Genomic DNA, 24839 nt, shown 5'->3' with positions numbered 1-24839 from the left:
TGTTTAGTTGTTCCAGATGATCGTGGCCGGCAATACACCGCGCAGGGCGTTGCAGACGATGACCGCTTCTGCATTGCGCAGATCGCTCAAGGTCAATGTCTTTTCCACCGCGTTCCACGCAGGATCTTCCAGCAATATTGCGCGCATCACGCCGGGCAAGACGCCTGCGCTCAAAGGCGGCGTATACCAGCGGCCATCGTTCTTGATAAAAACCGTGCTGCGTCCGCCTTCCGTCACCTGCCCTTGTTCATTACAAAACAATTGATCGAATGCGCCCTGCTGCTCGGCTGCACGCCATGCGGCGTCGTAACCGGTTCTGATCGTGGTCTTGTGGCGCAAGAAGATGTCGCCTGCGTCAGTTGTTGTTTGCGCCAACAGAATTTTTACCGGTTCGGCCATTGCCGATAGCGACGCAGTTTGAATCGCAGCAAGGCCATCGGCTCGCAAAGCCAACCGCAGGCGATACGGCGTACCCGCCTCGAAATGCGCGCATACGTCCTGCAAGACAGCGCGTATCCCGGCTTCATCAAATGCAAAACCAAAATAGTTCGCCGAAGCACGCAAGCGCTGCAGATGCCGATCGAGATGGCGACAACCATTTTCCCGCGTTGCATATATCGTTTCAAACAGTTCGAATTCGGCCGGCATATCGATCAAAAAGCCTGCCTTGATCCGGCATTCTTCATATTCGGCCTGTGCCACGCTGTCATGTACTATCCCCGCACCCACGCCCATTTCTCCGCGGCGAACTTGCTGCGCATCCTGCGCCTGCAGTTGCAGGGTACGTATAGGTACCGACAAGCAAAAATTGCCGAGTGAGCGCGCGGACTGCGGCGGATCGAACCAGCCTATCGCGCCGGTGTAAATGCCGCGCGGATGCGCTTCCAGCTCGCGAATGATTTGCATCGTTCTATGTTTCGGGGCACCGGTAATCGAGCCGCAGGGATACAGTGCATCGAAGACCTCGGGCAATCCGGTGTCGCTGCGCATTTGCGCATGCACCGTCGAGGTCATTTGCAACACGCTGCTGTAGCGCTGCACGTCGAATAATTTATCGACGCTTACCGTACCGACTTCTGCGATGCGCCCAAGATCATTGCGCAACAGATCAACGATCATCAAATTCTCTGCGCGATTTTTTGCATCGGCCGCCAAGGCACGCGCAGCTGCATCGTCTTGCTGCGAATTGCCACTGGCAGCAGCCGTGCCCTTCATGGGCCGCACGACCAGCCTGCCGTCATCGTGTCTTACAAACAATTCCGGCGATAAGGACAAGACAGCGCGACCGTCCGGCAAATCTATCAACGCGCCATAAGGCACAGGTTGGCGTTCGCGCAGACGGCGATACAGGGCATGCGCAGAACCATATGCATCAAAGCGCAAGCGGTAGGTGTAATTGACCTGATAGGTATCGCCGGCAGCGATGTAATCGTGTATCCGTGTCAGCGCACTATCGAATGCCTCTTCATTGATATCCGGATGCAGGTTGGCGATCCCAGCCGGCGACGATCCAGCACGCTCGTCCAGCCATGCGCCGACCTGATCGGCCGACAGCTTTTCACAATGCTCGAACAGCAGCACTTCCGCTAATGGCGGCATCTCAAGTGATGACAGCTGATGCGGTGCAATGCCGTGCATGGCCGCCCCAAGCTCATAGGCAAACAAGCTGACCGCATAGCGGCCCTGCTGCATAGCCTGCTGCAGCTGCTGCAACATGGCCGGTAATTGATCAGCTGCGCGGCACACCAGCGTACCGAAATGCGAAGAATAGAGCCGTGAGCGCGCGTCTGCCGCACTGGCATCGCAATCATCGAGCAGAGCGTAGCAGTCGGAAGATGAATCGGCGGGAACAAACAGGGACATAAGTCAGGGCAAGCGATGCTGGGCAAGGCGTCTATTGTACGACCAAGCAGCAACAGCTTGCAGACGCCATCCGCCGATTTTGATCAGCGACGGCGAGTCGAATATCAAGCCAGCAGCATCGCGATCTGTGCCGGCGCGTAAGTGGATGGATTTTGCTTGAAGCCGGTCTTGGCGTAACGCTGCCAATGGCCGAGCACGCTACTCGCAATCAGGTTAGCGCGTGCCGCAACTTCGGCTTCGTTTGCCTGGCCCTGACTGGCTGCCACGCGCAGCGCTTGCTTGAGCGCCAGTTCGATACGCTCAATGAATTGATTCATGCGTGCCTGCAAGCGCTCGTCCTCATTGACCAGCGCATCGCCTATCATCACGCGCGTCATGCCGGGATTGCGTTCTGCGAAATTGAGCAGCATGCCCACGATGGCCTGGACCTGGGACAAGCCGTTGTCCTCTTGTTCGGTGATCTTGTTGATCAAGCCAAACACGGTGGATTCGATGAACTCGATCAAGCCTTCGAACATTTGCGCCTTGCTGGCGAAATGCCGATACAAGGCAGCTTCTGAAACTTCTACACGCGCGGCCAAGGCGGCCGTCGTGATTTTCTCCCCCTTCGGCTGCTCCAGCATCGTCGCCAATGTCTGTAGTATCTGCAGCTTGCGTTCGCCTGGTTTGGTGGTTGCCATATTTTTTATAAGTAGGTAAGCAATCGGACTAGCGCAGTCGGTGCAACGTCCTGAATAGTTGCCCAACGGATTTTACTTTGACATCGACATAAATAGGGCGTTTTGTGTGCGCGACTGTTGCGTGCGTGCCAGTCACGCCGCCTTTAATCGAATCGCTGGCCAGATATTGCGTGATCCATGCGGTACTCATACCGAGTTCTTTCGCACCCTTTAAATGCGCGACTGTATCTTCTACCAGTACGCAATCACGCGGTGAAATACGCTCGCGGGCTAGCAGTTTGCGCAACATCTGTTTGGATGGCTTGGGCCGCAAGCGACCATGAACATGCATCGCCTCTATCGGCACATGCTTGGCGAAATACCTATGCAAACCCAGATGGCGCAATACGTCGCGAGAGTACCGGCGCGGCGCATTGGTCAGCAAGATCTTGCGTCCGGGAAGACGGCGCAACACTTTTCCCAAACCGCGTTCGGCACGTATCATGGTCGCCAGATCATCAAAGCGATGCGCCTCACGCAAGAAATCTTCAGGCCTGACCTGATGATGATTTACCATACCGAGCAAGGTTGCCCCGTAGCGCTGCCAGTAAGCGATGCGCGCAGCATTCACTGCCGCCTCATCTGCCGGCAAGCCGTCTTTGTGCAGCACCAGCGCGATGAAGGCATTCATATTCAGATTGATTGCCGGGAAAATCGCATGCGAGGCATCATGCAGCGTATTGTCCAGATCGAACAACCAGGTCAGCTTACGCATGATGCAGGGATCGCACTATCAACGCAGAAGAAGGATATACATGCATCGTCATTTTGTTCTTGTCGTAACCCTGCTGTTCAGTTTGTTCTTCTCGTCCGCGCATGCGGACAATACTGCCCTAAAAACCCCGGCAACCAGCGCGCAAAAATCGTCAGCGCCGCAGCGTGGCGTTTTATACCGCGCCAGCTATCGCGGCAATACCTGCTATCTGTTCGGTACCGTCCATGTCGGACAAGCAGCATTCTACCCACTCGAACCGCAAGTGACACGCGCCTTGTCAGCAGCCGACAAACTGGTGCTGGAAGTCGACATCCGCGACACCGCCATGCTGCAGCAATCCGTGATGCGACATGGCATCTACCCGGAAGGGCAAAGCATCACCCAGCATCTGTCGAACGCGAGTCTGGAAAAATTGAAGCAAGCCTTGCAAGTCGCCGGCACCCCATTCGACAACGTTGCAAGAATGAAACCGTGGATGGTGACCAATCTGCTGATCGCGCAAGCAATGGCGCGCGCCGGATACCCGACCGAACAGGGAATAGAACTGTATCTTCTTGCGGTCGCCAAGAAGGAAAACAAGCTCGTGCAGCAACTGGAAACGGCCGACTATCAACTCTCGCTATTCAACGGCCTGAGCGATGCGCAACAGGAAGAATACTTGCTGGAGAATCTGGCGCAACTGGCCGACGGTAGCGCAATCAAGAAAGGACTGGCCTTGATCACTGCCTGGCAACACGCCGACAACCGTGCTTTGCAGGCAGCGTTGCAAGAGCTGCAAAGCGAGCAATCGACGTCGGCCAAATTCCTGCAGCGCGTGCTACTGGACGAACGCAATCCGAATATGGCAAACAAGATAGAGACGCTACTGAAAACCGACAAGAAGAGTTTTGTCGCGGTCGGGGCCTTGCACTTGATCGGTGACAAAGGCGTGCCTGAGTTGTTGCGGCAACGCGGATACAAGGTGCAGAAATTGTATTGAGGTTTAGATTGCATTAGCGTAGAGCATTGCATCCCTAACTTCAGCCTTTAGCGAAAATGAATTGCCCCCCGAAGAACCGAGATCGCCCTTGAATTCAAGCGACCAATCGGATACGTGCCACATCGAATGTCTCATCATCTCTATTTGCGACGCTGATTGACGCTTCGTTAGTTCTGCACTTATCCTTGCTGCAGCATTTGTGATCGGGGGTTCGACTCCCGCTATCGTGATGCCTGCGCGGTTTCGTAGTATTTTTATACTGCTGAATTTTCTAAACAAGCGCTGAAAAACAAGCAGGCAAGCTATATCTCAAGGATTCTCATAGTCAATGTATACCTCAACCGTCTTTTTATCCCGCAGGTCTTGCGGCATACATTACGTTGGGCGTCACCAAGGCAAGTTCGATGAACATTGAAACGATCAATCTCATTCAGACGGTATCGCTTGAGGCGATAAAAATTCTGGGGCCAGCCAGCATCGCGGCGTATGTGGCCTACAAGGCCGCCGCGGTTCAACTCAATGCCAAGCTACTCGAGTTGGACAAAGGAAATCAGTTCAAGGCGAGAGAAAGTGTCTTCTCTCACTTGAAGGAGCGTTTGCTTCACATTGATCAACAGACCGAAAAGCTGAATGCCGAAATCGGCCACATGATTGGCTATGCAGCAGGTTATCGAGCAGGTGATTCATCGCCTGACGGTCAAGACTTTGCGTTGCTTATGGGCGGTCTCATGCACTCGGTTGCTAAGCATGCTCCGCTAGAAATCACGGTTCTTCTGAATGACATGCAAATGTCAGGTCTTACGTCGTCTGAAGAGTTCAAGACACTCTCTGAACGTCAGAAGACTTTGATCTCTTTCTCGCAGAACCCTACCTACGAAGAAATGAAGTCACATGCCTTCCAACTTCTGGAAACGTACAACCTGCTCGGTGGATGCACAAGACTGCTGATCCAGAAGCAGATGGAGAAAGTCTACGCGCCTTACCTTAGGGCAAACCATTAGGCTAGGAGCTTGAGCAAAGTGACGCCCAACCCTTCAATCGAGAGGATGTGCCCCGGCTTGCCGGGGCACATCCTCTCATCTCAAACGATAGGCAAATCCTATGTCCGTTCCGATGTGTGTGATATGCGGGGAAAAAGCGGCGCTCTCTGGAAAGGGAGACCATGTCCCACCCAAAAATATCTACACAAAATCTGAGAGAACATCCGCGAAATTCGACTTCCATACAGTCCCTGCATGCCTGGAATGTAATGGAGGGGGAAGTAAGTACGACGAACACCTAAAGATTGTCATTGGCATTTCAACCGGAGATAGCCGTGATCATCAAGAGGAGCTAGTCGATTCCATCAGTAGAACAATCGGTCACAATAAAAGAATAGCCTCAGAAGTATTTAGCACTGCCGAGCATGTTCTTTTGCAACAACCTTCTGGCGACCCAAAGCCTATGGTTGCGATAACTTTTGATTTCAATCACTTCAAAACGGCCATTCAGCGAATATGCCGCGCCATGTACTGGCGAATATCAGGAGAAATACTGCACAAAAACGCAGAAATTGAACTAGAAAACGTTATGACCAATGATAAAGAATTTACCGTACTCTCTGTTGAACGATTTCATCATTTCAACGGCGATACATTTTTATGCAAACTGGTCCATCTAGATAAAAGAACGTCACTCATGGTCTTGCTTTTCTTTGGATCTCACCCAGTCTTTGTACGGATAAAGCTACCTGAATGTGCGCAATGAATTTGCCTAACCCTGCAGTCGAGAGGGACTGCCCTTCCCAAAAGCCTGAACGGCCAGCTTGAGTCGGTTGCAGCTAGTCAGGAAACCGCTTTAATGGCAGCTTCAGGGCCCGACACAATCCTGCCGAATCAACTCAAGATTTATGCACTTCAATCTTGAGCAAACACTCAACAGCCAATATAAAAGGCGTGCCGACAATCAAGTCGGCACGCCTTTTATATGAGTGAATTTTGTTTAGTGCGAACGGATCATCGTCCCGAACGCCTGTTCAGTCAGCACTTCCAGCAACAGCGAATGTTCAATGCGGCCATCGATAATGTGCACGGTATTGACACCCGATTTCGCGGCATCGAGCGCGGAAGAAATCTTCGGCAACATACCGCCCGAGATCGTGCCGTCATCAAACATTTCATCGATTTCGCGCGCTGACAGATCGGTCAGCAGATTGCCCTGCTTGTCCTGCACGCCGGCGATGTTGGTCATCATGATCAGCTTTTCAGCTTTCAGGATTTCTGCAATCTTGCCTGCCACCACGTCGGCATTGATGTTGTAGGCCTGGCCATCATCGCCAAAGCCGATAGGCGAAATAATCGGGATGAAGGCATCGTCCTGCAAGGCTTTGACAACCGCAGGGTTGATCGCATCAATGTCACCGACAAAACCGAGGTCGATAAACTGACCTGGATTTTCCTTGTCCGGCATTTTCATTTTGCGTGCGCGTATCAAGCCGCCATCCTTGCCGGTCAAGCCAACTGCCTGCCCGCCGTAGTGATTGATCAGCATCACGATATCCTGCTGCACTTCGCCGCCCAGCACCCATTCAACGACTTCCATCGTTTCTTCATCGGTGATGCGCATGCCTTGCACGAAGGTGCCCTGCTTGCCGATTTTCTTCAGTGCGTTGTCGATTTGCGGACCGCCGCCATGGACCACGACCGGGTTCATGCCCACCAGCTTGAGCAAAATCACATCGCGCGCGAAGCTGTGTTTCAGGCGTTCTTCCGTCATGGCATTGCCGCCGTATTTGACGACGATGGTCTTGCCGTGGAATTTGCGGATATACGGCAGCGCCTCGGCCAGGATTTGCGCCTGTATTTGCGGCGAAACTACAGTAAGATCGGCATTCGTGTCAGTCATGGCAAGTCCTGAAAATAGATGACCGCGATTTTACAGCGAATGCCGGATGTTTTCCCGGCTCTTGTCTGGATTTCCACAAATTTTCCACGCGTGGATTGCGCGATTGTCAAAATGGCACAAAAATTCCGGGCGATAGCTGCCACTCACGCAACATCGGCCATCCATATCGACTGTTGCGCCCCACTTTGATGCATCCCACACTGCCGCCACTACCGGGCGAAGCGCGTGACGGCACCGCGCCAATATCTCTGATGCTGAAAAGTGCCCGGTAGGTCGTTATAAGAATGCGGGATTAAGACAGGAGCGACAATGAGTCTTTGCTCACAATGCGGGATTGAATTTTCGTGCGGGATGATCGATACCGTCTGGGCGCAACAGTGCTGGTGCATGGCCTTGCCGACGGCGAGCAAATCCAAGTTGATAGTGGATGCGGACGGTCAGGCAAAAACCTGCATGTGTGAACAATGTCTGACGACCTTGCGTACGTCACGCGCAAAGCCTGGCGGCTGAGCGGAGATCGCTAATACTTCCGTGCATGGTCTGATGTAGCCAGTGCGGCTTGCTATCCTGCGTCGGCGCTACAGTCGCGCAGTTCCTGCCGGGGGAAATCTTCCTTGATCTTGGTGACACTGCTCCTGGCCGTCGCGTCCAGTCCACGCAATTGGAATGCCACTTTGGTCGCCCCTGTCGCCTGCGTCCCTATGCGTGCGCTGCGCACGCCTTTTTGATTCAGTGCTGCCAGTTGATTGCGCGCGGCTTCTTCAGACTTGAATACGCCCAGCGAGATGCCCCATTGCATTGCAGAACTGTCTTGAATGACAAAGAAATCCTGCACCCCCAGGCGCTTGAGTTCACCGGCTTTTTTGTCTGCCGCTTCCTTGTTGGCCTGTGGCGGGATGTACACCATGTGTCGTACATTTTCTGGAATGGAGCGGCGCGTCAGGCGCTCGCCGAGCGCCAGTCCTGCCAGTTGCGCTTCGAATTTCTTCGCTTCGCTTGCATCAAAATTGCCGACCTCGGCACAGACCAGCGCATTCGACATCTTGTCTGCGCGCGCCAGGGTTTTTTCAGGTTCGACGGCGGCAAGCACTGTTGTGGCTTTGGCATCCGGCTTGGCCTCGTCCTCGGCCTTGGCGTCCGCATCCGTCTGCACCGGCGTCGAAAGCAGCTGCAGTTTCTCCGCATTCAATTGCTGTGTCAGCCTGGATGGCTCACGGCTCGGTGGCGACAATGTATCCAGATAGCCCTGCTGATAGGCGAGCAAGCCGCCGTTGATTACTAACAGTAAGCCGAACAGAATTTTTAGCATGTTGGTAGAGTGTGAATTGCCACAGTATGCAAACCGATCAAGACCAGATTATCGATGCGCTGGCAGGCAATCGATAACTGCGGTGCGATCAGATCCGCAGCGCCGCCAGCCAGAATACAGCAAACCTCGTCGTTGGGATGGGCGTTTGCGTGGGCAACGACCGCACGTTCGATGGCGCCCGCCTGCGCCGCCAGACACCCGCTGACAATCGCCGCATCGGTGTGGTCGGCAAACGGTTGCGCCGCATTCGCGTGCAAGGCAACTTCGGGTAATTGCGCAGTGTTTTTTGCCAGCGAGGATGCCATCAAACCGAGCCCGGGCAGAATCATGCCGCCGACAAATACACCCTCTGCGTTCACCGCATCAATCGTGGTCGCAGTACCGCAAGTCGCGACCACCAGGTGCCGGTCCGGGAACAAGGCATGCGCGCCTATGACTGCAGCAAAACGATCGCTGCCAAGTTGCGCCGGATTCAAATATTGATTACGTATGCCAGCCAGCGCGGCAACCGAGGCAAACCATTCCATCGCGATCGGCTTGATGCCGGTCAGGCGCACCACTATTTTTTCGAGTTCGTCACGCATCGCAGCACCAGCCACGTTCGATAACAGGATGCGGTCTATCTTGAAATCACGCCATGCCTGCACCAGTGGTGCGACATCGATGCGTGCCACGCTGCCGGACGCATGCCAGGTACCCGGCGTCTGCGCGTGCGCGCTATCGACCACCGCCCATTTGATACGCGTATTCCCCGCATCGACCAATAGCAGCATCGTCTTATTCCTCTCTGTATTCTTCTGCAATTCGCAGCGACACATCGCCAGCGACTATCGCAATACGACCTTGTGCGGTATCCAGCAACAGGCGGCCGCTATCGTCGACCCCCATGTCTGTTCCGCTATATAGAACTTTTCGCTGATCCAGAATATTCACCGCGCGTCCGGCATAGGCATCCAGTGCATTCCAAGAGGCAGCAAACATCTTGAATCCATTTTGCTCGAATGCCGGTAACGCGATACTGAATCGATTCAGCAACGCGGCCATCACACGTTCGCGTTGCTCCAGCAGTTCAGGGGCCTGTGCTACCGGGCGCCCGATTTGTGCGCTCAATTGCGATGCCTGCGCGAGATTAATACCGATTCCAATGACCGTCCAGATCGATGAGCGATCTGTTTTATCCATCGCCGTTTCAATCAGCATGCCGGCCAGTTTGTCGCCGTCCTTGAGCACATCGTTCGGCCATTTCAAGCGCGCATCCACCCCGAAAGAAGCTAGGGTTTCCGCCACCACAACGCCGACCAGAAGCGACAAACCTGCCAGCGCCTGCACCGGCAAGGCAAACTTCCAGGCCAGCGAGAATGTCAGCGTTGCACCTGCGGCCGAATGCCAGCTGCGGCCGGCCCTGCCTTTGCCCGCAGTTTGTGATTCGGCCCATAACAGCGTCGGGCCATCGAGGTGGGCCACCGCGGCAAGCAAGTCGGCGTTAGTCGATCCCGTCTCGGCGACGATACGGATAGCGATATGTTGCGCAGCGGGTGCGCACAATGCAGCCAGGTTTTGCGATGCGGCAGTCAATGTCATGTGCGCATTGTAGCGGGATGACTACGCCGACGGAATCAATCCGGCACGAAGGCCACAAATGGATACGCGGGATGTGCGGTGCCGTACGTGACGCATGGGCGTTTCTCCCTTACACTTCCCGCATGCTCAACGATGCAGCCCCCACCCTTAGCTATACACCGGACGATCCTGCTACCGCCACGCTGGCAGGCGCTTGGCAGGTCCGCGCGCTGGCAGAGGGCAATACCATGACCAGCATCACTGCCGCGCTACGTCCGGCGTGCAAGGCCGCAGACCATGTGCACTGGGATCTGTCGCAAGTGATTGCGCTCGATTACATAGGCGCGCAATTGCTGTGGGATGCATGGGGCAGGAAACGTCCGGCCCAGTTAACACTGGCACCGCAGCATGAAGATTTTTTCCTTCGGCTGGAAGAAACCGGCACGCTGGCTTTAAAGAAACCACCCAAAATATACTGGTACGCACCGGCTTCCCTGCTGCAATTCAAGCACAAGATGCTGGATCATCTGGTCGGCTTCGTCAGCCTGATCGGTCAATTGGCGCTGGATCTCGGTCAGTTCGCGAAAAATCCTGTGCGCGGTCCGTGGAAAGAAATTTCCGCCAATATTTTCCATACCGGCTATCAGGCATTGGGGATCACCGCGCTGGTGGGATTTTTAATCGGCGTGGTGTTGTCTTATTTGTCGGCACAACAATTGCATCAGTTTGGCGGCGATGTGTTTCTCGTCAATATTCTGGGCATGAGCGTGATTCGCGAACTCGGCCCCTTGCTGGCAGCGATTCTGGTGGCTGGCAGGTCCGGCTCATCGATCACGGCGCAGCTCGGCGTGATGCGCGTAACCGAAGAGCTGGATGCGATGCTGGTGATGGGATTGCCGCACGGATATCGCTTGATCATGCCCAAGGTCATTGCGCTGGCGATTTCCATGCCCTTGCTCGTCGTGTGGACCGATGCCATGGCGTTGATAGGCGGCATGGTGGCAGCAAATCTGGAGCTGGGCTTGTCGTATAAATACTTTATTCGCGAATTGCCGGATGCCGTGCCGCTGGCAAATTACTGGATAGGTTTGGGCAAGGGAGTTGTCTTCGGCGGCCTGATAGCCTTGGTCGCCTGCCACTTCGGGCTGCGGATTAAACCGAATACCGAGAGTCTGGGTGAAGGCACCACCATTTCCGTCGTGAGTGCGATCACCATCGTGATTCTGGCCGATGCAGTGTTTGCCATCATCTTCACCGGAGTGGGTTTTTAATGGAAAAAACGCCAACAAATGTACCGGAGAATGTGATCGACTGTCCCGCCGCAGATGCAGGCGAGCAGCCTGTCATCCAGATTGAAAATCTGTGCACGCAATTCGGCGATGTCGTGGTGCACGAAAATGTGAACCTGACTATCAACCAGGGCGAAATCGTTTCTCTGGTGGGCGGGTCCGGTTCAGGCAAGACAGTGTTGTTGCGGCAGATGCTGGGCCTGACGCATCCCGCCAGCGGAACGGTGCGTATTTTCGGCGAGGACATCAACCAGATCAGCCAGCAAGAACTGCAGAAACTGCGCAACCGCTGGGGCATGCTATTCCAGCATGGCGCGCTGTTTTCATCATTAACCGTATTCGACAACGTGGCGCAGCCCATGCGTGAATTGCGCGTACTGCCGAAAGAATTGATACGCGAAGCCGCACTGTTGAAATTGCACATGGCCGGCATTGGCCCCGAGCATGCGCTAAAGATGCCATCCGATTTATCCGGCGGGATGATCAAGCGGGTGGCGCTCGCACGCGCACTGGCGCTGGAGCCGGAATTGCTGTTTCTCGACGAGCCGACCGCAGGACTGGACCCGAATGCATCGGAAAGCTTTGTCGACCTGATCCGCACCTTGCGCGATGAAATGCGTTTGACAGTCGTGATGGTGACGCATGATCTGGACACGCTTTTTGCGCTGTCATCGCGCGTCGCCGTGCTCGCAGACAAGCACATCATCGCGTATTGCGAACCGGCTCACGTGGTCGAGTTCAAGCATCCGTTTATCGAAACGTTTTTCCGCGGTGAGCGTGGTTTGCGCGCCATCGAAGCGATGCCCGATGCACAAGACAGTGAATCGGAAAGCAAGGAGGAAAAGCGCCCGGAAATTCAACCGCAGCATCGTCAGGACAATGCACCTTGAACAATCTGAGAAGCAATTATGGAAAATAAAGCGCATGCCTTGCTGGCCGGTATTTTCACGATCGTCTTATTGATCGCTGCCGTGTTTATCGCACTCTGGTTCAATCGCGACCGGGTAGAACGTGTACCGTATGAAATCGCTACTACGCTCTCGGTGCCTGGACTCAATCCACAAGCCGGTGTGCGCTATCGCGGGCTGGACGTCGGTCGGGTTGACGCGGTCCTGTTCGATCCGCAAAAACCCGGCCAGATCCTGATCCGTTTCAGCGTATCAAAAGATACGCCGATCACGCAATCCACCTTTGCCACGCTCAATTATCAAGGCGTGACCGGTCTCGCTTATGTACAACTCGATGACGATGGCAGCAAACCTGTCTTGCTGCCATCGTCCAGCAAAAAAGTGGCACGCATAGAATTGCGTCCTGGTTTCCTCGACACCTTGCAGATGCGCGGACTGGAAATACTCAAGCAAACCGAGGCCACGATAGGCAAGATCAACACCTTGTTAACGGATGAAAATCAGAAAGATATTCTGGCCGCCTTCAAGGATGTCAGCAGCGCGGCCAAGAAGGTAGGTACTATCTCGGATCAGTTGGAACCGACCTTGAGCAAATTGCCGGCATTGACGTTGAAAGCAGATAAGGTGCTGCTATCGCTCAATAAATTGTCCGACGACGCAACCCGACTGACCGGCAACCTGAATGAATTCACGACCCGCTTGAATGGACCGGATGGCGCACTGAACGGCTTCAACGGCGCAGTCGACAATATCGGCTCGGCTGCATCAACGGTGGAATATGAAGTCGTGCCGCTGATCGATGAAACCCGCACCACCATGCGCGCGCTCAATCGCACACTGGAAACACTCAATCAGCAGCCGCAAAGCATCTTGTTTGGCACCAGCCCCGCACAGCCAGGGCCGGGCGAAACCGGCTTCAGCGCACCTGCAGGTAAATAAAATATTGCTCAAGGCTTAAGATGAAAAACCTATCCCGCCGATTTTTGACTGCGCACACCGCTGCACTCATATTAAGTAGTAGCTTGCTGCTCACAGCGTGCGCGACCGATCCGCAATCCACCGCCCTCTTCGATCTGGGTCCGCTACGCGCACAGACTACCTTGAATGCCGGCGCACCCTTGCCGGCGATCAGCGTTGCCGATATCAAGGCACCGAGCTGGCTGGATAGCCAGGCCATGTTTTATCGGCTCAATTACGCCAACGATTTGCAACCGCGCCCGTATTCGGCGAGCAAATGGACGATGGCGCCCGCCCAGTTATTTTTATTGCGTCTGAAGTCCCGTCTGTCGCAGGCGGGCGGTGTGGTGGTGCCGGCATCGGATGGCGCCGTCAACCTGCCGATATTGCGCATTGAAGCCGATGATTTTTCGCAAGGCTTCGATAGCGCAGGACAAAGTAGCGGCAATATCGCGATGCGTGCATCGGTATTCGATGGCCGCATCCTGCGTGCGCAAAAAATGTTTGTGAAGCAGGTTCCAGCCACCAGCGCCGATGCGCAGGGCGGTGCCGTTGCACTTGCTGCGGCAAGTGATGCAATCATTAATGAAATGGCCGTATGGTTAGCGACACTGCCGCCGAAGAAATAAGCCCGCTGCCACCGCTCGCGCCAAAGCCGCAGGCATCGGCATTTTCGCGTGGTGCGCTACTGGCTTATCTGCTGCTGATCATCTATGCGAGTCTGTATCCATTTACAGGCTGGCAAAGCATGGGACTGCCGCTAGAAACCTATCTGCTTGCCGGATGGCCGCGCTACTGGACCGGCTTCGACGTCGCCATCAATGTGCTCGGTTATGTGCCACTCGGCATCCTGACCGTATATTCTTTGCACCCCAGAATTCGTCGCATCGCTGCGGTCCTGCTCGCGCTACTTTTTGGCACGGTTTTATCCGGCTCGATGGAGGCAATCCAAACCCTGCTGTCGAATCGTGTCGCCTCTAATCTGGATTTCGTTACCAATAGCCTGGGCGCATTGATAGGCGCTTTGATCGGCAGTGCAAGCAGCCATTTGGTATTGGAACGCAGCCGCTTGCGCTACTACAGACAACGCTGGTTTTCGGCACAAGCGAGTCGCGGCCTGATCATTTTTGCGTTGTGGCCGTTGGCGCAGATTTACCCGCAAAGCTATTTGTTCGGCAATGGGCAAATCCTGCCTATCTTGTCAGACTGGTTATCCATGCTGCTGGAAGCACCTGTCGATCTCGGCAGCTGGTTGCGCAATGGAGTGCAACTTTCGGTTGAACAATACTGGCTGGCAGAAGCCATCATTACCGCATTGAGTATGAGCGGTGCCTTGCTGGCGTTTCTCTGCGTGTTGCGCGACAAGGCGCCGCGCGTGCTACTGCTGCTTGCTTTGCTGATTGCGGCGCTGGCCGTCAAAGCGCTTTCCACTGCCCTCTTCTTTACGCCGGAAAACGCCTTTACGTGGATCACGCCAGGCGCGCAAGGCGGCGTCTTGCTGGGACTTGGATTGCTGACAGGCTTTGCTTTTATGCCATCGGCCACGCAAAGACGGAGTGCCGTCGCCTTGCTGATCGCGGCATTCGTCGTCATCAATCTGGCACCGGCCAACCCTTATTTTGTTGCCACGCTAGAAACCTGGGTACAGGGAAAATTCCTCAACTTCAATGGTGCGGCACAATTCCTGTCCTTGCTATGGCCGGCTGCAGCATTGTGGTTCTTGCTGCATGCGAGCCATCGCGTGAAGCGAACATGATGCCGGTGTATCATTCCGGTCTTTAAAGCGAGCACCGTGATGACAGAAGACAAACAGCATTTTGGCCAGCATCTTTTCATTTGTATGAACCAACGCGACGATGGCCGCGAATGTTGCGCCGAAAAAGGTGCGCACGCTGCGCAGCAACACTTGAAGGCACGCGTCAAGGAACTCGGATTGAGCCGTAGCGGTGATGTGCGCGTCAATCAATCCGGCTGCCTCGGGCGCTGCGAAGAAGGCCCGGTACTCGTGATTTATCCGCAAGGCACGTGGTATACCTATGTCGACAATCACGACATCGATGAAATCATCGACGAACATCTGGTCGCCGGAAAAATCGTGGATCGTTTGAAAATCTAGTTTCTTCAGCAATATTCGAAGCACACGACTTGCACTGCAAATCAGCACTACAGCCCGTCATTCAAGATAAAACATGAACGCCCAAACCCAACGTTTTTCCTTGCAAGGTGCAGCCGGTGCGCTGGAATGCGCACTCGATCTTCCTGAGGCAAGCCCACGCGGCCTTGCGCTGATCGGTCATCCGCATCCGCTGTTCGGCGGCACGATGGATAACAAGGTCGTGCATACGCTGGCACGCGCATTCGTGGCGCTGAATTACGCCGCAGTGCGCATGAACTTCCGCGGCGTCGGCGCTTCCGCGGGTGTTTACGATGAAGGCGTTGGGGAAACCGACGATATGGCGCAACTGCTGACCCACATGCGTGAACAATATCCGGATGTACCGTTTGCGCTGGCCGGATTTTCTTTCGGCACCTTTGTGCAGACGCAATTACAAAAACGTCTGGAAGAACAGGGAACGCCCGCCGAACGGCTGGTGCTGGTCGGCTCGGCGCCGGGAAAATGGCCTTTGCCGGATGTGCCGGCGGATACCATTCTGATTCATGGCGAGTTCGATGAAACGATTCCATTGACGAATGTCTTTGAATGGGCCCGGCCGCAAGATCTGCCGGTGATCGTGGTACCCGGCGCAGACCATTTTTTTGGTCGCAAGCTGCATCACATTAAAAATCACGTCATCGCCTTATGGAGACGATGATGGAACTTGTTCGCATCTCTGTCCGTCCAAGGGCCGCAAGTCTATAATCACCCTTTCTTCAATCAGCATGGCATGGTCACCGCGTGCGTCCAATACAGAGTCTTATGAAAAAATTATTTGCGATCATCGCAGCCTCCGTCTTTTCCCTTTCCGCCATAGTCACCAGCAACGCTGTTGCGCAGACATCTTTTGCACAGGCCATCCCGGCCCCGACCATCGCCGCCAAATCGTGGCTCTTGCTGGATTCGACCAGTAATCAAATCCTGGCATCTAGTGAGCCGGATATGCGCATAGAGCCGGCATCGCTAGTCAAATTGATGACCGCTTACATTGCTTTTTCCGCTATTCAGGAAAAACGCATCGGCCTGGCTCAAATGGTCACGGTCTCGACCAATGCATGGAAAGTCGATGCGGAAAGCTCGAAAATGTTTATCGAGCCACGCGTTCCGGTGTCCGTCAACGATTTGCTGTACGGCTTGATCGTGCAATCGGGTAACGATGCTGCGGTGGCATTGGCAGAAGCAATTGCCGGTACTGAAGATGCATTTGCCGTATTGATGAATCGTGAGGCAGAACGCATGGGAATGAAGTCCACCCGTTTCGCCAATTCACATGGCTTGCCTAGCCCGAACAATTATTCAACGGCGCGCGATCTTTCCATCTTGGCGACGCATCTGGTCAACGATCATCCCGAGTTTTACAAGATCTATGCGACCAAGGACTTTACATACAACAAGATCAAGCAATCCAACCGCAATCGTTTGCTGTGGCTGGACCCTAGCGTAGACGGCATGAAGACTGGCCATACACAACAAGCAGGCTACTGCCTGATCTCGACAGCAAAACGTCCAAACGGCAATCATGAACGCCGCCTGATTTCTGTCGTGCTGGGCACAACTTCAGATCAATCGCGCTCGCAGGAAAGCCAGAAGCTGTTGAACTGGGGCTTCCAGAATTTTGATACCGTCAAACTGTATTCAAAAGATGCGGCGATCGCTACTCCGAACGTCTGGAAAGGTTCGCAAAACAGCATCAAGATCGGCTTTACCCATGATGTTTATGTGACCGTACCGAAAGGCCAAGGCGCAAAAATCAAGCCAGTGCTGGCACGCAAAGACCCATTGGTTGCGCCTATCGACAAGAACAGCCAGGTCGGTACCATCAAGGTGATGTCAGCCGACAATAAAGTCATTGCCGAATTGCCGGTGTTGGCACTGGAACAAGTGGCGCAAGCCGGCCTGTTCGGTCGCGCACTGGATTCGATCCGTTTGTGGATACATTGATCCCCCCCACGCGGGTTGGCAGTATGAGACGGCAATAGCGGCGATAAACTAACGCTTGGCGCCACAGCCATCGCACAAAATCAAGCAGCAAGTGCAACGGCACATTCAATCCATTTGAATGTGCCGTTTGTCTTTTTGGCTTGAGCTCCCCTTGCCAGGCTGTTGCAATGTTTTCAACGCGTAGCGACAGCGTTTGTGCCAAAATCTGTTCTTCAACCACGATGCGAACAGCCATGGATGATCCCTTCGTATACCTGAACGGCACGATGACCCCGCTTTCCGAAGCGAAAGTCCCTGTGCTCGACAGGGGTTTTATTTTCGGCGACGGCATCTACGAAGTCATCCCGGTGTATCGCCGCAGATTGTTCCGTCCGCAACAACATCTAGGCCGTCTGTTTCGTGGCCTGGCTGCCGTCAGCATCGTCAATCCGCACACCGAACAACAATGGCTGGATCTGATCGACGAAGTCGTGCGCCTTCAACCGGCTACCGATCAGCTCGTCTATATTCAAGTCACACGCGGCGTTGCGCAACGCGTACATGCGTTCCCGCGCAGCGAACCGACGCCCACCGTTTTCATCATGAGCAATCCGCTGATGCCGATCCCGGCAGCAAGCCGTGAACACGGCGTGGCCTGCGTCACAATGGAAGACAAGCGCTGGTTGCGTTGCGAAATCAAATCCATCTCGCTGCTCGGCAATGTACTCGCCGCACAGAATGCGGCAGCCAATGACGCCAATGAAACAATACAGTTCCGCGACAGCTTTCTGACCGAAGGGTCGGCGTCGAATGTGTGGATAGTCAAGGATGGCAGCCTGATCGGGCCGCCCACCGACAACCTGATCCTGGAAGGTATACGCTATGGCTTGATGGAAGAATTGTGCGCCGCCGACCACATCCCTTTCAAGACGCAGCGCATTGCGCGGGAAGAAGTCTTTGCGGCTGACGAAGTATTATTGTCATCGGCGTCCAAGGAAGTGTTGCCTGTCGTGTCCATTGATGGTCAGGCCATTGGAAACGGCAGGCCCGGCCCCATTTGCAAGAAGTTATACACCGCTTACCAGGCGGTGAAAATTGCATGAAAATCCATCCGACGCACTTCATCACTACTGCACTTATTACGCACTTTATTGCGTACTTTATTGATATCGTTGCGCGACCTGACAACCACTGAGAGCACCACCATGACTGAACCGACCAAACCACTTGATTTGACCAAACCGATTGATCCGAGCGAAAGCCTGATCGAATATCCCAGCGACTTCCCCATCAAGATCATGGGTGCGATGCACGATGAATTCGCCGCGACCATCGTGGATCTGGTTACGCTGCACGATCCTGAATTCCATGAGGGAAAACTGGAAACACGTCCATCCTCGGGCGGCAATTATCTGGCGCTGACAGTCACGATACGTGCCACCAGCCGCGAGCAACTCGACAATCTGTATCGGGCACTATCGTCGCATCCGATGGTGAAAGTGGTGCTGTAAGTAGCCGCATGACAGTACTCAACCGCCCCGTCGTTCTGCAACGCGGGCGCGAATCCTACGACATCACCTACACGGCGATGCGCGCATTTACCGATGCGCGTACGCCGCAGACTGCCGACGAATTGTGGATAGTCGAACATCCGCCGGTCTTCACACTTGGGCTGGCGGCGGATCCTACGCATGTCCTCGACCCGCATGACATTCCGGTAGTACAAACCGATAGGGGCGGCGAAGTCACGTATCACGGCCCCGGCCAGGTTGTCATTTACCTGCTGCTGGATTTGCGACGCAATCAAGCCGATGCGCGCATCTTTGCCCGCGAGCTGGTCAACAAAATCGAGCAGGCGGTGATCGATACGCTGGCGGCGTATAATCTTGCCTGTGAACGCAAGCTGGGCGCGCCCGGCATTTACCTGGCGGACGGTCCGCTGCAAGGCGCAAAAATCGCGGCTCTGGGTTTGAAGATACGCGGCAACGGTTGCACCTATCACGGCGTATCGCTGAATGTGGCGATGGATTTGACGCCGTTTTCCTGGATCAATCCCTGCGGTTATGAAGGCCTGGCCACGATCGATATGCAAAGTCTGGGCGCACACGCGACATTAAGTGCCGTGCAAAATGCGCTGGCTGAAAAATTGACGCAAAGCCTGTCCAGATAGACGCGTATTCACATTCTGTATTACCGTTTTTGCATTACTGTTTTTATTACCTGCCGTATCCATTTTTATCGTGGCAAAGACGAACGTCTGCGCCACGCGTTGCTATCCAGCGCCGTACCCAGCGCTGTCATGGCAATACTTGACGAAGAGCGACCAGCCCAATGACGATCGACAACAATCCAGAATCCTCCGCAACAGCTGAAGCTGCCGCTCAAACTGCAGCCCCTGCCCGCGCTTATAACCCAAGCGAAAAGCAAAAAGGTTCGGCCAAAACCATACGCATCCCGATCAAGGTGGTGCCGATGGAACGGCTGCCGAAACCGGACTGGATACGCGTCAAAGCCGCATCACCGTCGACCCGCTTCTACGAAATCAAGGACATCCTGCGCGCCAATAATCTGGTGACGGTTTGCGAAGAAGCCAGTTGCCCGAACATCGGCGAATGCTTCGGCAAAGGCACTGCGACCTTCATGATCATGGGCGACAAGTGCACGCGTCGCTGCCCGTTCTGCGACGTCGGCCACGGCCGTCCCGATCCGCTCGATGTGAACGAACCCGAGAGCCTCGCAAAAACCATCGCGGCATTGCGCCTCAGTTATGTCGTCATCACCTCGGTTGACCGCGACGATCTGCGCGATGGCGGCGCCGGTCATTTCGCCGAATGCATACGCCGCGTACGCGAACTGTCGCCAAACACACGTATTGAAGTTTTAGTCCCCGACTTCCGCGGCCGCATGGATAAAGCATTGGAGATTTTGAATCTCGCCCCACCGGATGTGATGAACCACAATCTGGAAACCGCACCGCGCCTGTACAAGGAAGCGCGTCCGGGTTCCGACTATGCATACTCGCTGAACTTGCTGAAACGCTTCAAGGCGCTGCATCCAAACACCCCTACCAAGTCCGGCATCATGGTCGGCCTGGGCGAAACCGATGAAGAAGTCTTGCAGGTGATGCGCGACATGCGCGACCACGATGTCGACATGCTGACCATAGGCCAGTACCTGATGCCTAGCGGCGACCATTTGCCGGTACGTCGCTACGTGCATCCCGACACTTTCAAAATGTATGAAGAAGAAGCCTACAAGATGGGCTTTGCGCATGCGGCAGTCGGCGCGATGGTGCGTTCCAGCTACCACGCAGACCAGCAGGCGCATGGCGTCACCACCGGCAGCATAACCGCCATCAACAACAGCAATTAACTGCCGCCGGCAAAACAATAAAGCAAGGCATTGAATGCCTCAGGGATGAAAGAATAAAAAGATGAGCGATGGTCACGGCATTACTGCCGACTTGAAAAAAGTAAACTCCCCTGCCAACGTCCTGTTCGCCAGCCTGATCGGCACCACGATCGAGTTCTTCGATTTCTATATCTACGCGACGGCTGCGGTACTGGTTTTTCCGCATCTGTTCTTCCCGTCCTCCAGCCCGACTGCCGCCGTGCTGCAATCGCTGGCGACTTTCGCAATTGCCTTTTTCGCGCGGCCTATCGGCTCTGCAGTGTTCGGCCACTACGGCGATCGCATAGGGCGCAAGGCCACTTTGGTCGCAGCGCTGCTGACGATGGGGATCTCGACCGTCGCCATCGGCCTGCTGCCAACCTATGCATCGATAGGCACTGCCGCACCGTTGCTGCTGGCCTTGTGCCGCTTCGGTCAAGGTTTGGGTCTGGGCGGCGAATGGGGTGGCGCGGTATTGCTGGCGACTGAAAATGCGCCGCCGGGCAAGATCGCCTGGTACGGTTGCTTTCCGCAACTGGGCGCGCCGCTGGGCTTCTTCATGTCGGGCGGCATCTTCCTGTTACTGAGTGAAACGCTGACCAATGAACAATTCTTCAGCTACGGCTGGCGCATTCCTTTCCTCGCCAGCGCGGTGCTGGTACTAGTCGGCTTGTATGTGCGCTTGAAAATTACCGAGACACCGGCCTTCCAGAAAGTGCTGGACAAGGGCGAGCGCGTCAAAATTCCACTGGCAACGGTATTCAGCGAACATGGTCGCATGCTGGTGTTGGGCACCATCATCGCGCTCGCCACCTTCGTGCTGTTTTACCTGATGACTGTGTTCGCCTTGAGTTGGGGCACCACAGCGCTGGGTTATTCACGCCAGCAGTTCCTGATCCTGCAATTGTTTGCCGTCGTGTTTTTTGCGATCACGATTCCCGTCTCTGCTTTGCTGGCCGATAAATACGGCCGACGCATCACGATGATACTGGTGTCAATTGCGATGATTTTGTTCGGCTTGCTGATGGCGCCGATGTTTGTCGCAAACAATATCGTTGCGGTGACAATTTTCCTGTCGCTGGGGCTGGCGCTGATGGGGATGACGTATGGTCCGCTCGGCACCATGCTGTCTGAACTTTTCCCTGCCGAAATTCGCTACACCGGCGTGTCGCTGACCTTCAATCTCGGTGGAATTTTTGGCGCCTCGCTGGCGCCGTATGCCGCTACATGGCTGGCGACCAATTACGGTTTGCACTACGTCGGTTTTTATCTTTCCGGTGCGGCGGCGTTAACGCTCGTTGCCTTGTTGCTGGTAAAGAATCGCGCTTAGCAACACGCATTACGCGGAGCGAACTGAAATAAAAATGTCCAGGCGTGCGTCACGCCTGGACATTTTTACATGGCGCAAACCATTCAGGCATTGAGGCTCAGCTGCTCGTCTTCTGCTTCCTCGCCCAAAAAACCACCGCTCTGATGCGCCCACAGGCGGGCATACAATCCGTTCTGTTGCAGCAGCTCGCGATGCGAACCCTGTTCCACGATGCGGCCCTTGTCCAGCACGATCAATCTATCCATAGCGGCAATCGTCGACAGTCGATGTGCAATCGCCACCACGGTCTTGCCTTGCATCAGTTCATACAGACTGGTCTGGATGGCGGCCTCGACTTCTGAATCGAGCGCACTGGTTGCTTCATCCAGCAATAATATCGGCGCATCTTTTAACATCACGCGTGCAATCGCAATGCGCTGTCTTTGCCCGCCGGATAATTTGACGCCACGCTCACCCACATGCGCATCGTAACCGGTGCGCCCTTTTGCATCGCTCAAGTTCAGAATGAAATCGTGCGCTTCGGCACGTTTCGCCGCGTCTATCATGTCGGCATCGCTGGCATCCGGGCGACCATACAAAATATTGTCGCGTACCGAGCGATGCAAGAGCGAGGTATCTTGCGTGACCATGCCGATTTGTGCGCGCAAGCTATTTTGCGTGACGTGCGCAATGTCTTGTCCATCGATCAGGATGCGGCCCGTTTCCAGATCGTAGAAGCGCAGCAGCAGGTTGACGATAGTCGACTTGCCCGCACCGGAACGACCGACCAGGCCGACCTTCTCGCCCGGGCGTATCGTCAAATCCAGATGATCAATCACGGCCCGCTTGCCACCATAAGCAAAACCGATCTGCTCGAATTTCAATTCGCCCCTGCTTACCTGCAAGGGCATGGCATCGGCAGCATCCGTCACCGTGTGTACGCGTGACAGCGTATTGATGCCGTCCTGTACGGTGCCGACCTGCTCGAACAAGGACGACATTTCCCACATCACCCAATGCGACATACCGTTCAGGCGCAACGCCATCGCAGTCGCCGCAGCTACCGCACCGACGCCGATCTGGCCCATGGTCCACAACCACAGCGCGGCACCGGCGGTGCCGAGTATCAGCAACATGCTGAGGCTGTGATTGACGATTTCAAACCCGCTGACCAAACGCATCTGGCCGTGCACGGCGACCATAAATTCTTTCATCGCACTGCGTGCATAGCCGGCTTCGCGGCCGGCATGTGAGAACAGTTTGACGGTACTGATGTTGGTATAGGCGTCGGTGATGCGACCTGTCATCAGCGAACGCGCATCGGCCTGCTTGCGCGAGACCTTGCTCAGTCGCGGGACGAAATAACGCAAGGCGCACAGATAGAAAAATGCCCACGTCAAGAACGGCACCAGCAACCAGCGATCGAAGGTGCCGACCACGCTGACCAGTGTGATGAAGTAAATGAATACGAACACCAGAATATCGCCAGTGATCATGCACACGTCGCGCACCGCCAGCGCAGTCTGCATGACCTTGGTTGCGACACGACCGGCAAATTCATCCTGATAAAAGCCCATGCTCTGATTGAGCATCATCCGGTGGAAATTCCAGCGCAGCTGCATCGGAAAGTTACCAGCCAGCGTCTGATGTTTGAAGAAAGTCTGCAATGCAACCAGCACCACGCTCAGCATGATGATCGCTGCCAGCCATAACAAATTGTCACCCTCCTGCTGCCACAACATCGCCGGTTCCACATGCGCGAGCCAATCGACTATGCGGCCCATCATCGCGAACAGCAATGCTTCAAATGCACCGGTCAACGCGGTCACGACTGTCATGGCCAGGATATAGCGGCGCGCGCCCTTGGTACATGCCCACACAAATGCAATGAATCCGCGCGGCGGGGTCGCCGGCACTTCTTCCTGATACGGATGCAATAATTTTTCAAACCAGCCCAGCATTCCATTCTCCAGATAGCAATCATTGGCGTATCGCCGCAACTGCTGCAACTTCCACTTCAATTTCTGCTTCAATTTCGCAAACCGCGATTATCGCTTACTCGACACATCGATGTTGGCCTGCTGATTGCCTTGAACTGCTTTGTGATCTGCGTTTCATCGGCTACTCTATGGCTCTCGACATTCATTTCCCAAAGAAAATCCCATGCTCATAGCGAAATTTCTTCATATCCTGGGGTTCACAGTGTGGGTAGGCGGCATGTTCTTCGCCCACAATGCATTGCGCCCTGTTGCCGCAGTGACACTGGAACCGCCGCAACGCCTGACTTTGCTGGCTGGCGTGTTTACCAAATTTTTCCTTTGGGTGTGGATTTCGATTGCTCTGATTTTTGCCAGCGGTATGGCGCTGATGGCCGGCATGGGTAAACCGCCTATGCATGTGATGCTGATGTTCGTACTCGGCGTAACCATGATGCTGATCTTTGCGCACATCTTTTTTGCACCTTATCGCCGCCTGAAACGTGCAGTCGCAGCGCAAGACTGGCAAGCGGGCGGGGCCGCAATGGCAACCATGCGCAAACTGGTCGCCACCAATCTGGTAATCGGCTTGCTGACGATTGCGATAGGCGTGCTGGGACCACTCACGCTGTAAAAATTGATCTTCCAGAAAATTCGCGGATGATTTTTTGCCCGCGTGTTTTCGTCGTGCCCTTATAATATTGACTGAGGCAAACGTGATGCGCGCAACCTCACGCATCAATTCTCAGTAATCACATAGCAAAACCGCAATGCCTTACCCGCATCGCACTCAACACAAACCTGCCATGCCTTCAGGCGGGTGGTTGAGAGTTTTATCCAGTCCTGGACTGTGACCAACGCAATCATCTCCGAACATTGAGGGGATATTTTTATCAATCAAGAATTC

At 54.7% G+C, this 24839-nt stretch carries 26 protein-coding genes; 18 read left to right on the top strand and 8 right to left on the bottom strand.

Features of this window, described 5'->3' with window-relative positions; all coding sequences use genetic code 11:
* Positions 1-3: 3 nt before the first annotated feature.
* From pabB to ACFQO0_RS08630, 3 genes are all read right to left on the bottom strand, one after another.
* The gene (pabB, locus tag ACFQO0_RS08640) at positions 4-1863 is read right to left on the bottom strand and encodes an aminodeoxychorismate synthase component I (protein ID WP_382233679.1); all 1860 of its coding nucleotides are present in this window, start codon (positions 1861-1863) and stop codon (positions 4-6) included.
* A 104-nt stretch (positions 1864-1967) separates the two neighbouring features.
* Positions 1968-2543, bottom strand: a complete 576-nt coding sequence (slmA, locus tag ACFQO0_RS08635) for a nucleoid occlusion factor SlmA (protein WP_382233677.1) — start codon at positions 2541-2543, stop codon at positions 1968-1970.
* A gap of 28 nt (positions 2544-2571) precedes the next feature.
* Entirely contained in the window at positions 2572-3297 is a 726-nt protein-coding gene (locus tag ACFQO0_RS08630) for an HAD family hydrolase (RefSeq protein WP_382233675.1), read from the bottom strand.
* A 40-nt stretch (positions 3298-3337) separates the two neighbouring features.
* Here ACFQO0_RS08630 and ACFQO0_RS08625 point away from each other — a divergent pair, with 40 nt between their 5' ends.
* From ACFQO0_RS08625 to ACFQO0_RS08615, 3 genes are all read left to right on the top strand, one after another.
* The gene (locus ACFQO0_RS08625; protein ID WP_382233673.1) at positions 3338-4276 is read left to right on the top strand and encodes a TraB/GumN family protein; all 939 of its coding nucleotides are present in this window, start codon (positions 3338-3340) and stop codon (positions 4274-4276) included.
* A gap of 404 nt (positions 4277-4680) precedes the next feature.
* On the top strand, positions 4681-5277 hold the full coding sequence (locus tag ACFQO0_RS08620; protein ID WP_382233671.1) for a hypothetical protein: 597 nt from the start codon (positions 4681-4683) through the stop codon (positions 5275-5277).
* A gap of 100 nt (positions 5278-5377) precedes the next feature.
* A complete protein-coding gene (locus ACFQO0_RS08615; protein ID WP_382233669.1) occupies positions 5378-6022 on the top strand; it encodes a hypothetical protein in 645 nt (214 codons plus the stop codon).
* Between the two features lie 234 nt (positions 6023-6256).
* Here ACFQO0_RS08615 and argB read toward each other — a convergent pair whose 3' ends face one another.
* Positions 6257-7159, bottom strand: a complete 903-nt coding sequence (gene argB / locus ACFQO0_RS08610; protein ID WP_112990725.1) for an acetylglutamate kinase — start codon at positions 7157-7159, stop codon at positions 6257-6259.
* A gap of 309 nt (positions 7160-7468) precedes the next feature.
* Between argB and ACFQO0_RS08605 the strand changes: the two genes are divergently transcribed.
* Entirely contained in the window at positions 7469-7669 is a 201-nt protein-coding gene (locus ACFQO0_RS08605; protein ID WP_382233667.1) for a cysteine-rich CWC family protein, read from the top strand.
* A gap of 52 nt (positions 7670-7721) precedes the next feature.
* Here the strand turns inward: ACFQO0_RS08605 and ACFQO0_RS08600 are convergent, their stop codons facing one another.
* Genes ACFQO0_RS08600 through ACFQO0_RS08590 form a run of 3 tightly spaced genes read right to left on the bottom strand, consistent with a single transcriptional unit; the run spans position 7722 to position 10049 of the window.
* On the bottom strand, positions 7722-8468 hold the full coding sequence (locus tag ACFQO0_RS08600; RefSeq protein WP_382233665.1) for an SPOR domain-containing protein: 747 nt from the start codon (positions 8466-8468) through the stop codon (positions 7722-7724).
* A complete protein-coding gene (locus ACFQO0_RS08595) occupies positions 8462-9241 on the bottom strand; it encodes a type III pantothenate kinase (protein ID WP_382233663.1) in 780 nt (259 codons plus the stop codon). The genes ACFQO0_RS08600 and ACFQO0_RS08595 overlap by 7 nt, the downstream gene beginning before the upstream one ends.
* 4 nt (positions 9242-9245) lie before the next feature.
* A complete protein-coding gene (locus ACFQO0_RS08590; RefSeq protein WP_382233662.1) occupies positions 9246-10049 on the bottom strand; it encodes a biotin--[acetyl-CoA-carboxylase] ligase in 804 nt (267 codons plus the stop codon).
* 122 nt (positions 10050-10171) lie between these two features.
* Here ACFQO0_RS08590 and ACFQO0_RS08585 point away from each other — a divergent pair, with 122 nt between their 5' ends.
* From ACFQO0_RS08585 to ACFQO0_RS08525, 13 genes are all read left to right on the top strand, one after another.
* Positions 10172-11299 carry an MlaE family ABC transporter permease gene (locus ACFQO0_RS08585; protein WP_382234079.1) on the top strand — a complete coding sequence of 376 codons (1128 nt, stop codon included), beginning with the start codon at positions 10172-10174 and terminating at the stop codon, positions 11297-11299.
* The gene (locus tag ACFQO0_RS08580; RefSeq protein ID WP_382233661.1) at positions 11299-12207 is read left to right on the top strand and encodes an ABC transporter ATP-binding protein; all 909 of its coding nucleotides are present in this window, start codon (positions 11299-11301) and stop codon (positions 12205-12207) included. Before ACFQO0_RS08585 ends, ACFQO0_RS08580 begins: the two co-directional genes overlap by 1 nt.
* A gap of 18 nt (positions 12208-12225) precedes the next feature.
* On the top strand, positions 12226-13164 hold the full coding sequence (locus ACFQO0_RS08575; RefSeq protein WP_382233659.1) for an MlaD family protein: 939 nt from the start codon (positions 12226-12228) through the stop codon (positions 13162-13164).
* 20 nt (positions 13165-13184) lie between these two features.
* Positions 13185-13811 (top strand): ABC-type transport auxiliary lipoprotein family protein, encoded by a 627-nt coding sequence (locus ACFQO0_RS08570; protein WP_382233657.1) that lies wholly within the window; start codon positions 13185-13187, stop codon positions 13809-13811.
* Complete coding sequence (locus ACFQO0_RS08565) at positions 13781-14938, top strand: VanZ family protein (RefSeq protein ID WP_382233655.1); 1158 nt, start codon at positions 13781-13783, stop codon at positions 14936-14938. The genes ACFQO0_RS08570 and ACFQO0_RS08565 overlap by 31 nt, the downstream gene beginning before the upstream one ends.
* A 39-nt stretch (positions 14939-14977) precedes the next feature.
* Positions 14978-15298, top strand: a complete 321-nt coding sequence (locus ACFQO0_RS08560; protein WP_382233653.1) for a (2Fe-2S) ferredoxin domain-containing protein — start codon at positions 14978-14980, stop codon at positions 15296-15298.
* Positions 15299-15371: 73 nt separating this feature from the next.
* Positions 15372-15995, top strand: coding sequence for an alpha/beta hydrolase (locus ACFQO0_RS08555; RefSeq protein WP_382233651.1), 624 nt, complete (start codon positions 15372-15374; stop codon positions 15993-15995).
* A gap of 104 nt (positions 15996-16099) precedes the next feature.
* Entirely contained in the window at positions 16100-17278 is a 1179-nt protein-coding gene (locus tag ACFQO0_RS08550; protein WP_382233649.1) for a D-alanyl-D-alanine carboxypeptidase family protein, read from the top strand.
* 233 nt (positions 17279-17511) lie between these two features.
* Positions 17512-18360 (top strand): D-amino acid aminotransferase, encoded by an 849-nt coding sequence (locus ACFQO0_RS08545; protein WP_382233647.1) that lies wholly within the window; start codon positions 17512-17514, stop codon positions 18358-18360.
* 102 nt (positions 18361-18462) lie between these two features.
* Complete coding sequence (locus ACFQO0_RS08540; RefSeq protein ID WP_382233645.1) at positions 18463-18768, top strand: DUF493 family protein; 306 nt, start codon at positions 18463-18465, stop codon at positions 18766-18768.
* 8 nt (positions 18769-18776) lie between these two features.
* Complete coding sequence (gene lipB, locus ACFQO0_RS08535; protein ID WP_382233643.1) at positions 18777-19427, top strand: lipoyl(octanoyl) transferase LipB; 651 nt, start codon at positions 18777-18779, stop codon at positions 19425-19427.
* Between the two features lie 161 nt (positions 19428-19588).
* Positions 19589-20629, top strand: coding sequence for a lipoyl synthase (gene lipA / locus ACFQO0_RS08530; protein ID WP_382233641.1), 1041 nt, complete (start codon positions 19589-19591; stop codon positions 20627-20629).
* Positions 20630-20690: 61 nt separating this feature from the next.
* Entirely contained in the window at positions 20691-21977 is a 1287-nt protein-coding gene (locus tag ACFQO0_RS08525) for an MFS transporter (RefSeq protein ID WP_382233639.1), read from the top strand.
* An 83-nt stretch (positions 21978-22060) separates the two neighbouring features.
* Here ACFQO0_RS08525 and ACFQO0_RS08520 read toward each other — a convergent pair whose 3' ends face one another.
* Positions 22061-23917 (bottom strand): ABC transporter ATP-binding protein, encoded by a 1857-nt coding sequence (locus tag ACFQO0_RS08520; protein WP_382233637.1) that lies wholly within the window; start codon positions 23915-23917, stop codon positions 22061-22063.
* A 202-nt stretch (positions 23918-24119) separates the two neighbouring features.
* Here ACFQO0_RS08520 and ACFQO0_RS08515 point away from each other — a divergent pair, with 202 nt between their 5' ends.
* Complete coding sequence (locus ACFQO0_RS08515) at positions 24120-24566, top strand: CopD family protein (RefSeq protein ID WP_382233635.1); 447 nt, start codon at positions 24120-24122, stop codon at positions 24564-24566.
* Positions 24567-24839: the final 273 nt, after the last annotated feature.

The organism is Herminiimonas aquatilis, assembly GCF_042665175.1.
Classification (GTDB): Bacteria; Pseudomonadota; Gammaproteobacteria; order Burkholderiales; family Burkholderiaceae_D; genus Oxalicibacterium; species Oxalicibacterium aquatilis.
Note: the sequence above shows the minus strand (reverse complement) of the source record. Positions and strands in the feature narration are given on the sequence as shown.

Excerpts from the sequence above, each read along its gene's own strand:
- ACFQO0_RS08550 (WP_382233649.1), top strand. The coding sequence starts at position 16,100 with ATGAAAAAATTATTTGCGATCATCGCAGCCTCCGTCTTTTCCCTTTCC.
- ACFQO0_RS08525 (WP_382233639.1), top strand. The coding sequence starts at position 20,691 with ATGAGCGATGGTCACGGCATTACTGCCGACTTGAAAAAAGTAAACTCC.
- ACFQO0_RS08625 (WP_382233673.1), top strand. The coding sequence starts at position 3,338 with ATGCATCGTCATTTTGTTCTTGTCGTAACCCTGCTGTTCAGTTTGTTC.
- ACFQO0_RS08600 (WP_382233665.1), bottom strand. The coding sequence starts at position 8,468 with ATGCTAAAAATTCTGTTCGGCTTACTGTTAGTAATCAACGGCGGCTTG.
- ACFQO0_RS08560 (WP_382233653.1), top strand. The coding sequence starts at position 14,978 with ATGACAGAAGACAAACAGCATTTTGGCCAGCATCTTTTCATTTGTATG.
- ACFQO0_RS08545 (WP_382233647.1), top strand. The coding sequence starts at position 17,512 with ATGGATGATCCCTTCGTATACCTGAACGGCACGATGACCCCGCTTTCC.
- ACFQO0_RS08575 (WP_382233659.1), top strand. The coding sequence starts at position 12,226 with ATGGAAAATAAAGCGCATGCCTTGCTGGCCGGTATTTTCACGATCGTC.
- lipB (WP_382233643.1), top strand. The coding sequence starts at position 18,777 with ATGACAGTACTCAACCGCCCCGTCGTTCTGCAACGCGGGCGCGAATCC.
- ACFQO0_RS08615 (WP_382233669.1), top strand. The coding sequence starts at position 5,378 with ATGTCCGTTCCGATGTGTGTGATATGCGGGGAAAAAGCGGCGCTCTCT.
- ACFQO0_RS08540 (WP_382233645.1), top strand. The coding sequence starts at position 18,463 with ATGACTGAACCGACCAAACCACTTGATTTGACCAAACCGATTGATCCG.
- ACFQO0_RS08595 (WP_382233663.1), bottom strand. The coding sequence starts at position 9,241 with ATGCTGCTATTGGTCGATGCGGGGAATACGCGTATCAAATGGGCGGTG.
- pabB (WP_382233679.1), bottom strand. The coding sequence starts at position 1,863 with ATGTCCCTGTTTGTTCCCGCCGATTCATCTTCCGACTGCTACGCTCTG.
- ACFQO0_RS08520 (WP_382233637.1), bottom strand. The coding sequence starts at position 23,917 with ATGCTGGGCTGGTTTGAAAAATTATTGCATCCGTATCAGGAAGAAGTG.
- argB (WP_112990725.1), bottom strand. The coding sequence starts at position 7,159 with ATGACTGACACGAATGCCGATCTTACTGTAGTTTCGCCGCAAATACAG.
- ACFQO0_RS08580 (WP_382233661.1), top strand. The coding sequence starts at position 11,299 with ATGGAAAAAACGCCAACAAATGTACCGGAGAATGTGATCGACTGTCCC.
- ACFQO0_RS08630 (WP_382233675.1), bottom strand. The coding sequence starts at position 3,297 with ATGCGTAAGCTGACCTGGTTGTTCGATCTGGACAATACGCTGCATGAT.
- ACFQO0_RS08585 (WP_382234079.1), top strand. The coding sequence starts at position 10,172 with ATGCTCAACGATGCAGCCCCCACCCTTAGCTATACACCGGACGATCCT.
- ACFQO0_RS08605 (WP_382233667.1), top strand. The coding sequence starts at position 7,469 with ATGAGTCTTTGCTCACAATGCGGGATTGAATTTTCGTGCGGGATGATC.
- ACFQO0_RS08590 (WP_382233662.1), bottom strand. The coding sequence starts at position 10,049 with ATGACATTGACTGCCGCATCGCAAAACCTGGCTGCATTGTGCGCACCC.
- ACFQO0_RS08515 (WP_382233635.1), top strand. The coding sequence starts at position 24,120 with ATGCTCATAGCGAAATTTCTTCATATCCTGGGGTTCACAGTGTGGGTA.
- ACFQO0_RS08620 (WP_382233671.1), top strand. The coding sequence starts at position 4,681 with ATGAACATTGAAACGATCAATCTCATTCAGACGGTATCGCTTGAGGCG.
- ACFQO0_RS08570 (WP_382233657.1), top strand. The coding sequence starts at position 13,185 with ATGAAAAACCTATCCCGCCGATTTTTGACTGCGCACACCGCTGCACTC.
- ACFQO0_RS08565 (WP_382233655.1), top strand. The coding sequence starts at position 13,781 with ATGGTTAGCGACACTGCCGCCGAAGAAATAAGCCCGCTGCCACCGCTC.
- ACFQO0_RS08555 (WP_382233651.1), top strand. The coding sequence starts at position 15,372 with ATGAACGCCCAAACCCAACGTTTTTCCTTGCAAGGTGCAGCCGGTGCG.
- lipA (WP_382233641.1), top strand. The coding sequence starts at position 19,589 with ATGACGATCGACAACAATCCAGAATCCTCCGCAACAGCTGAAGCTGCC.
- slmA (WP_382233677.1), bottom strand. The coding sequence starts at position 2,543 with ATGGCAACCACCAAACCAGGCGAACGCAAGCTGCAGATACTACAGACA.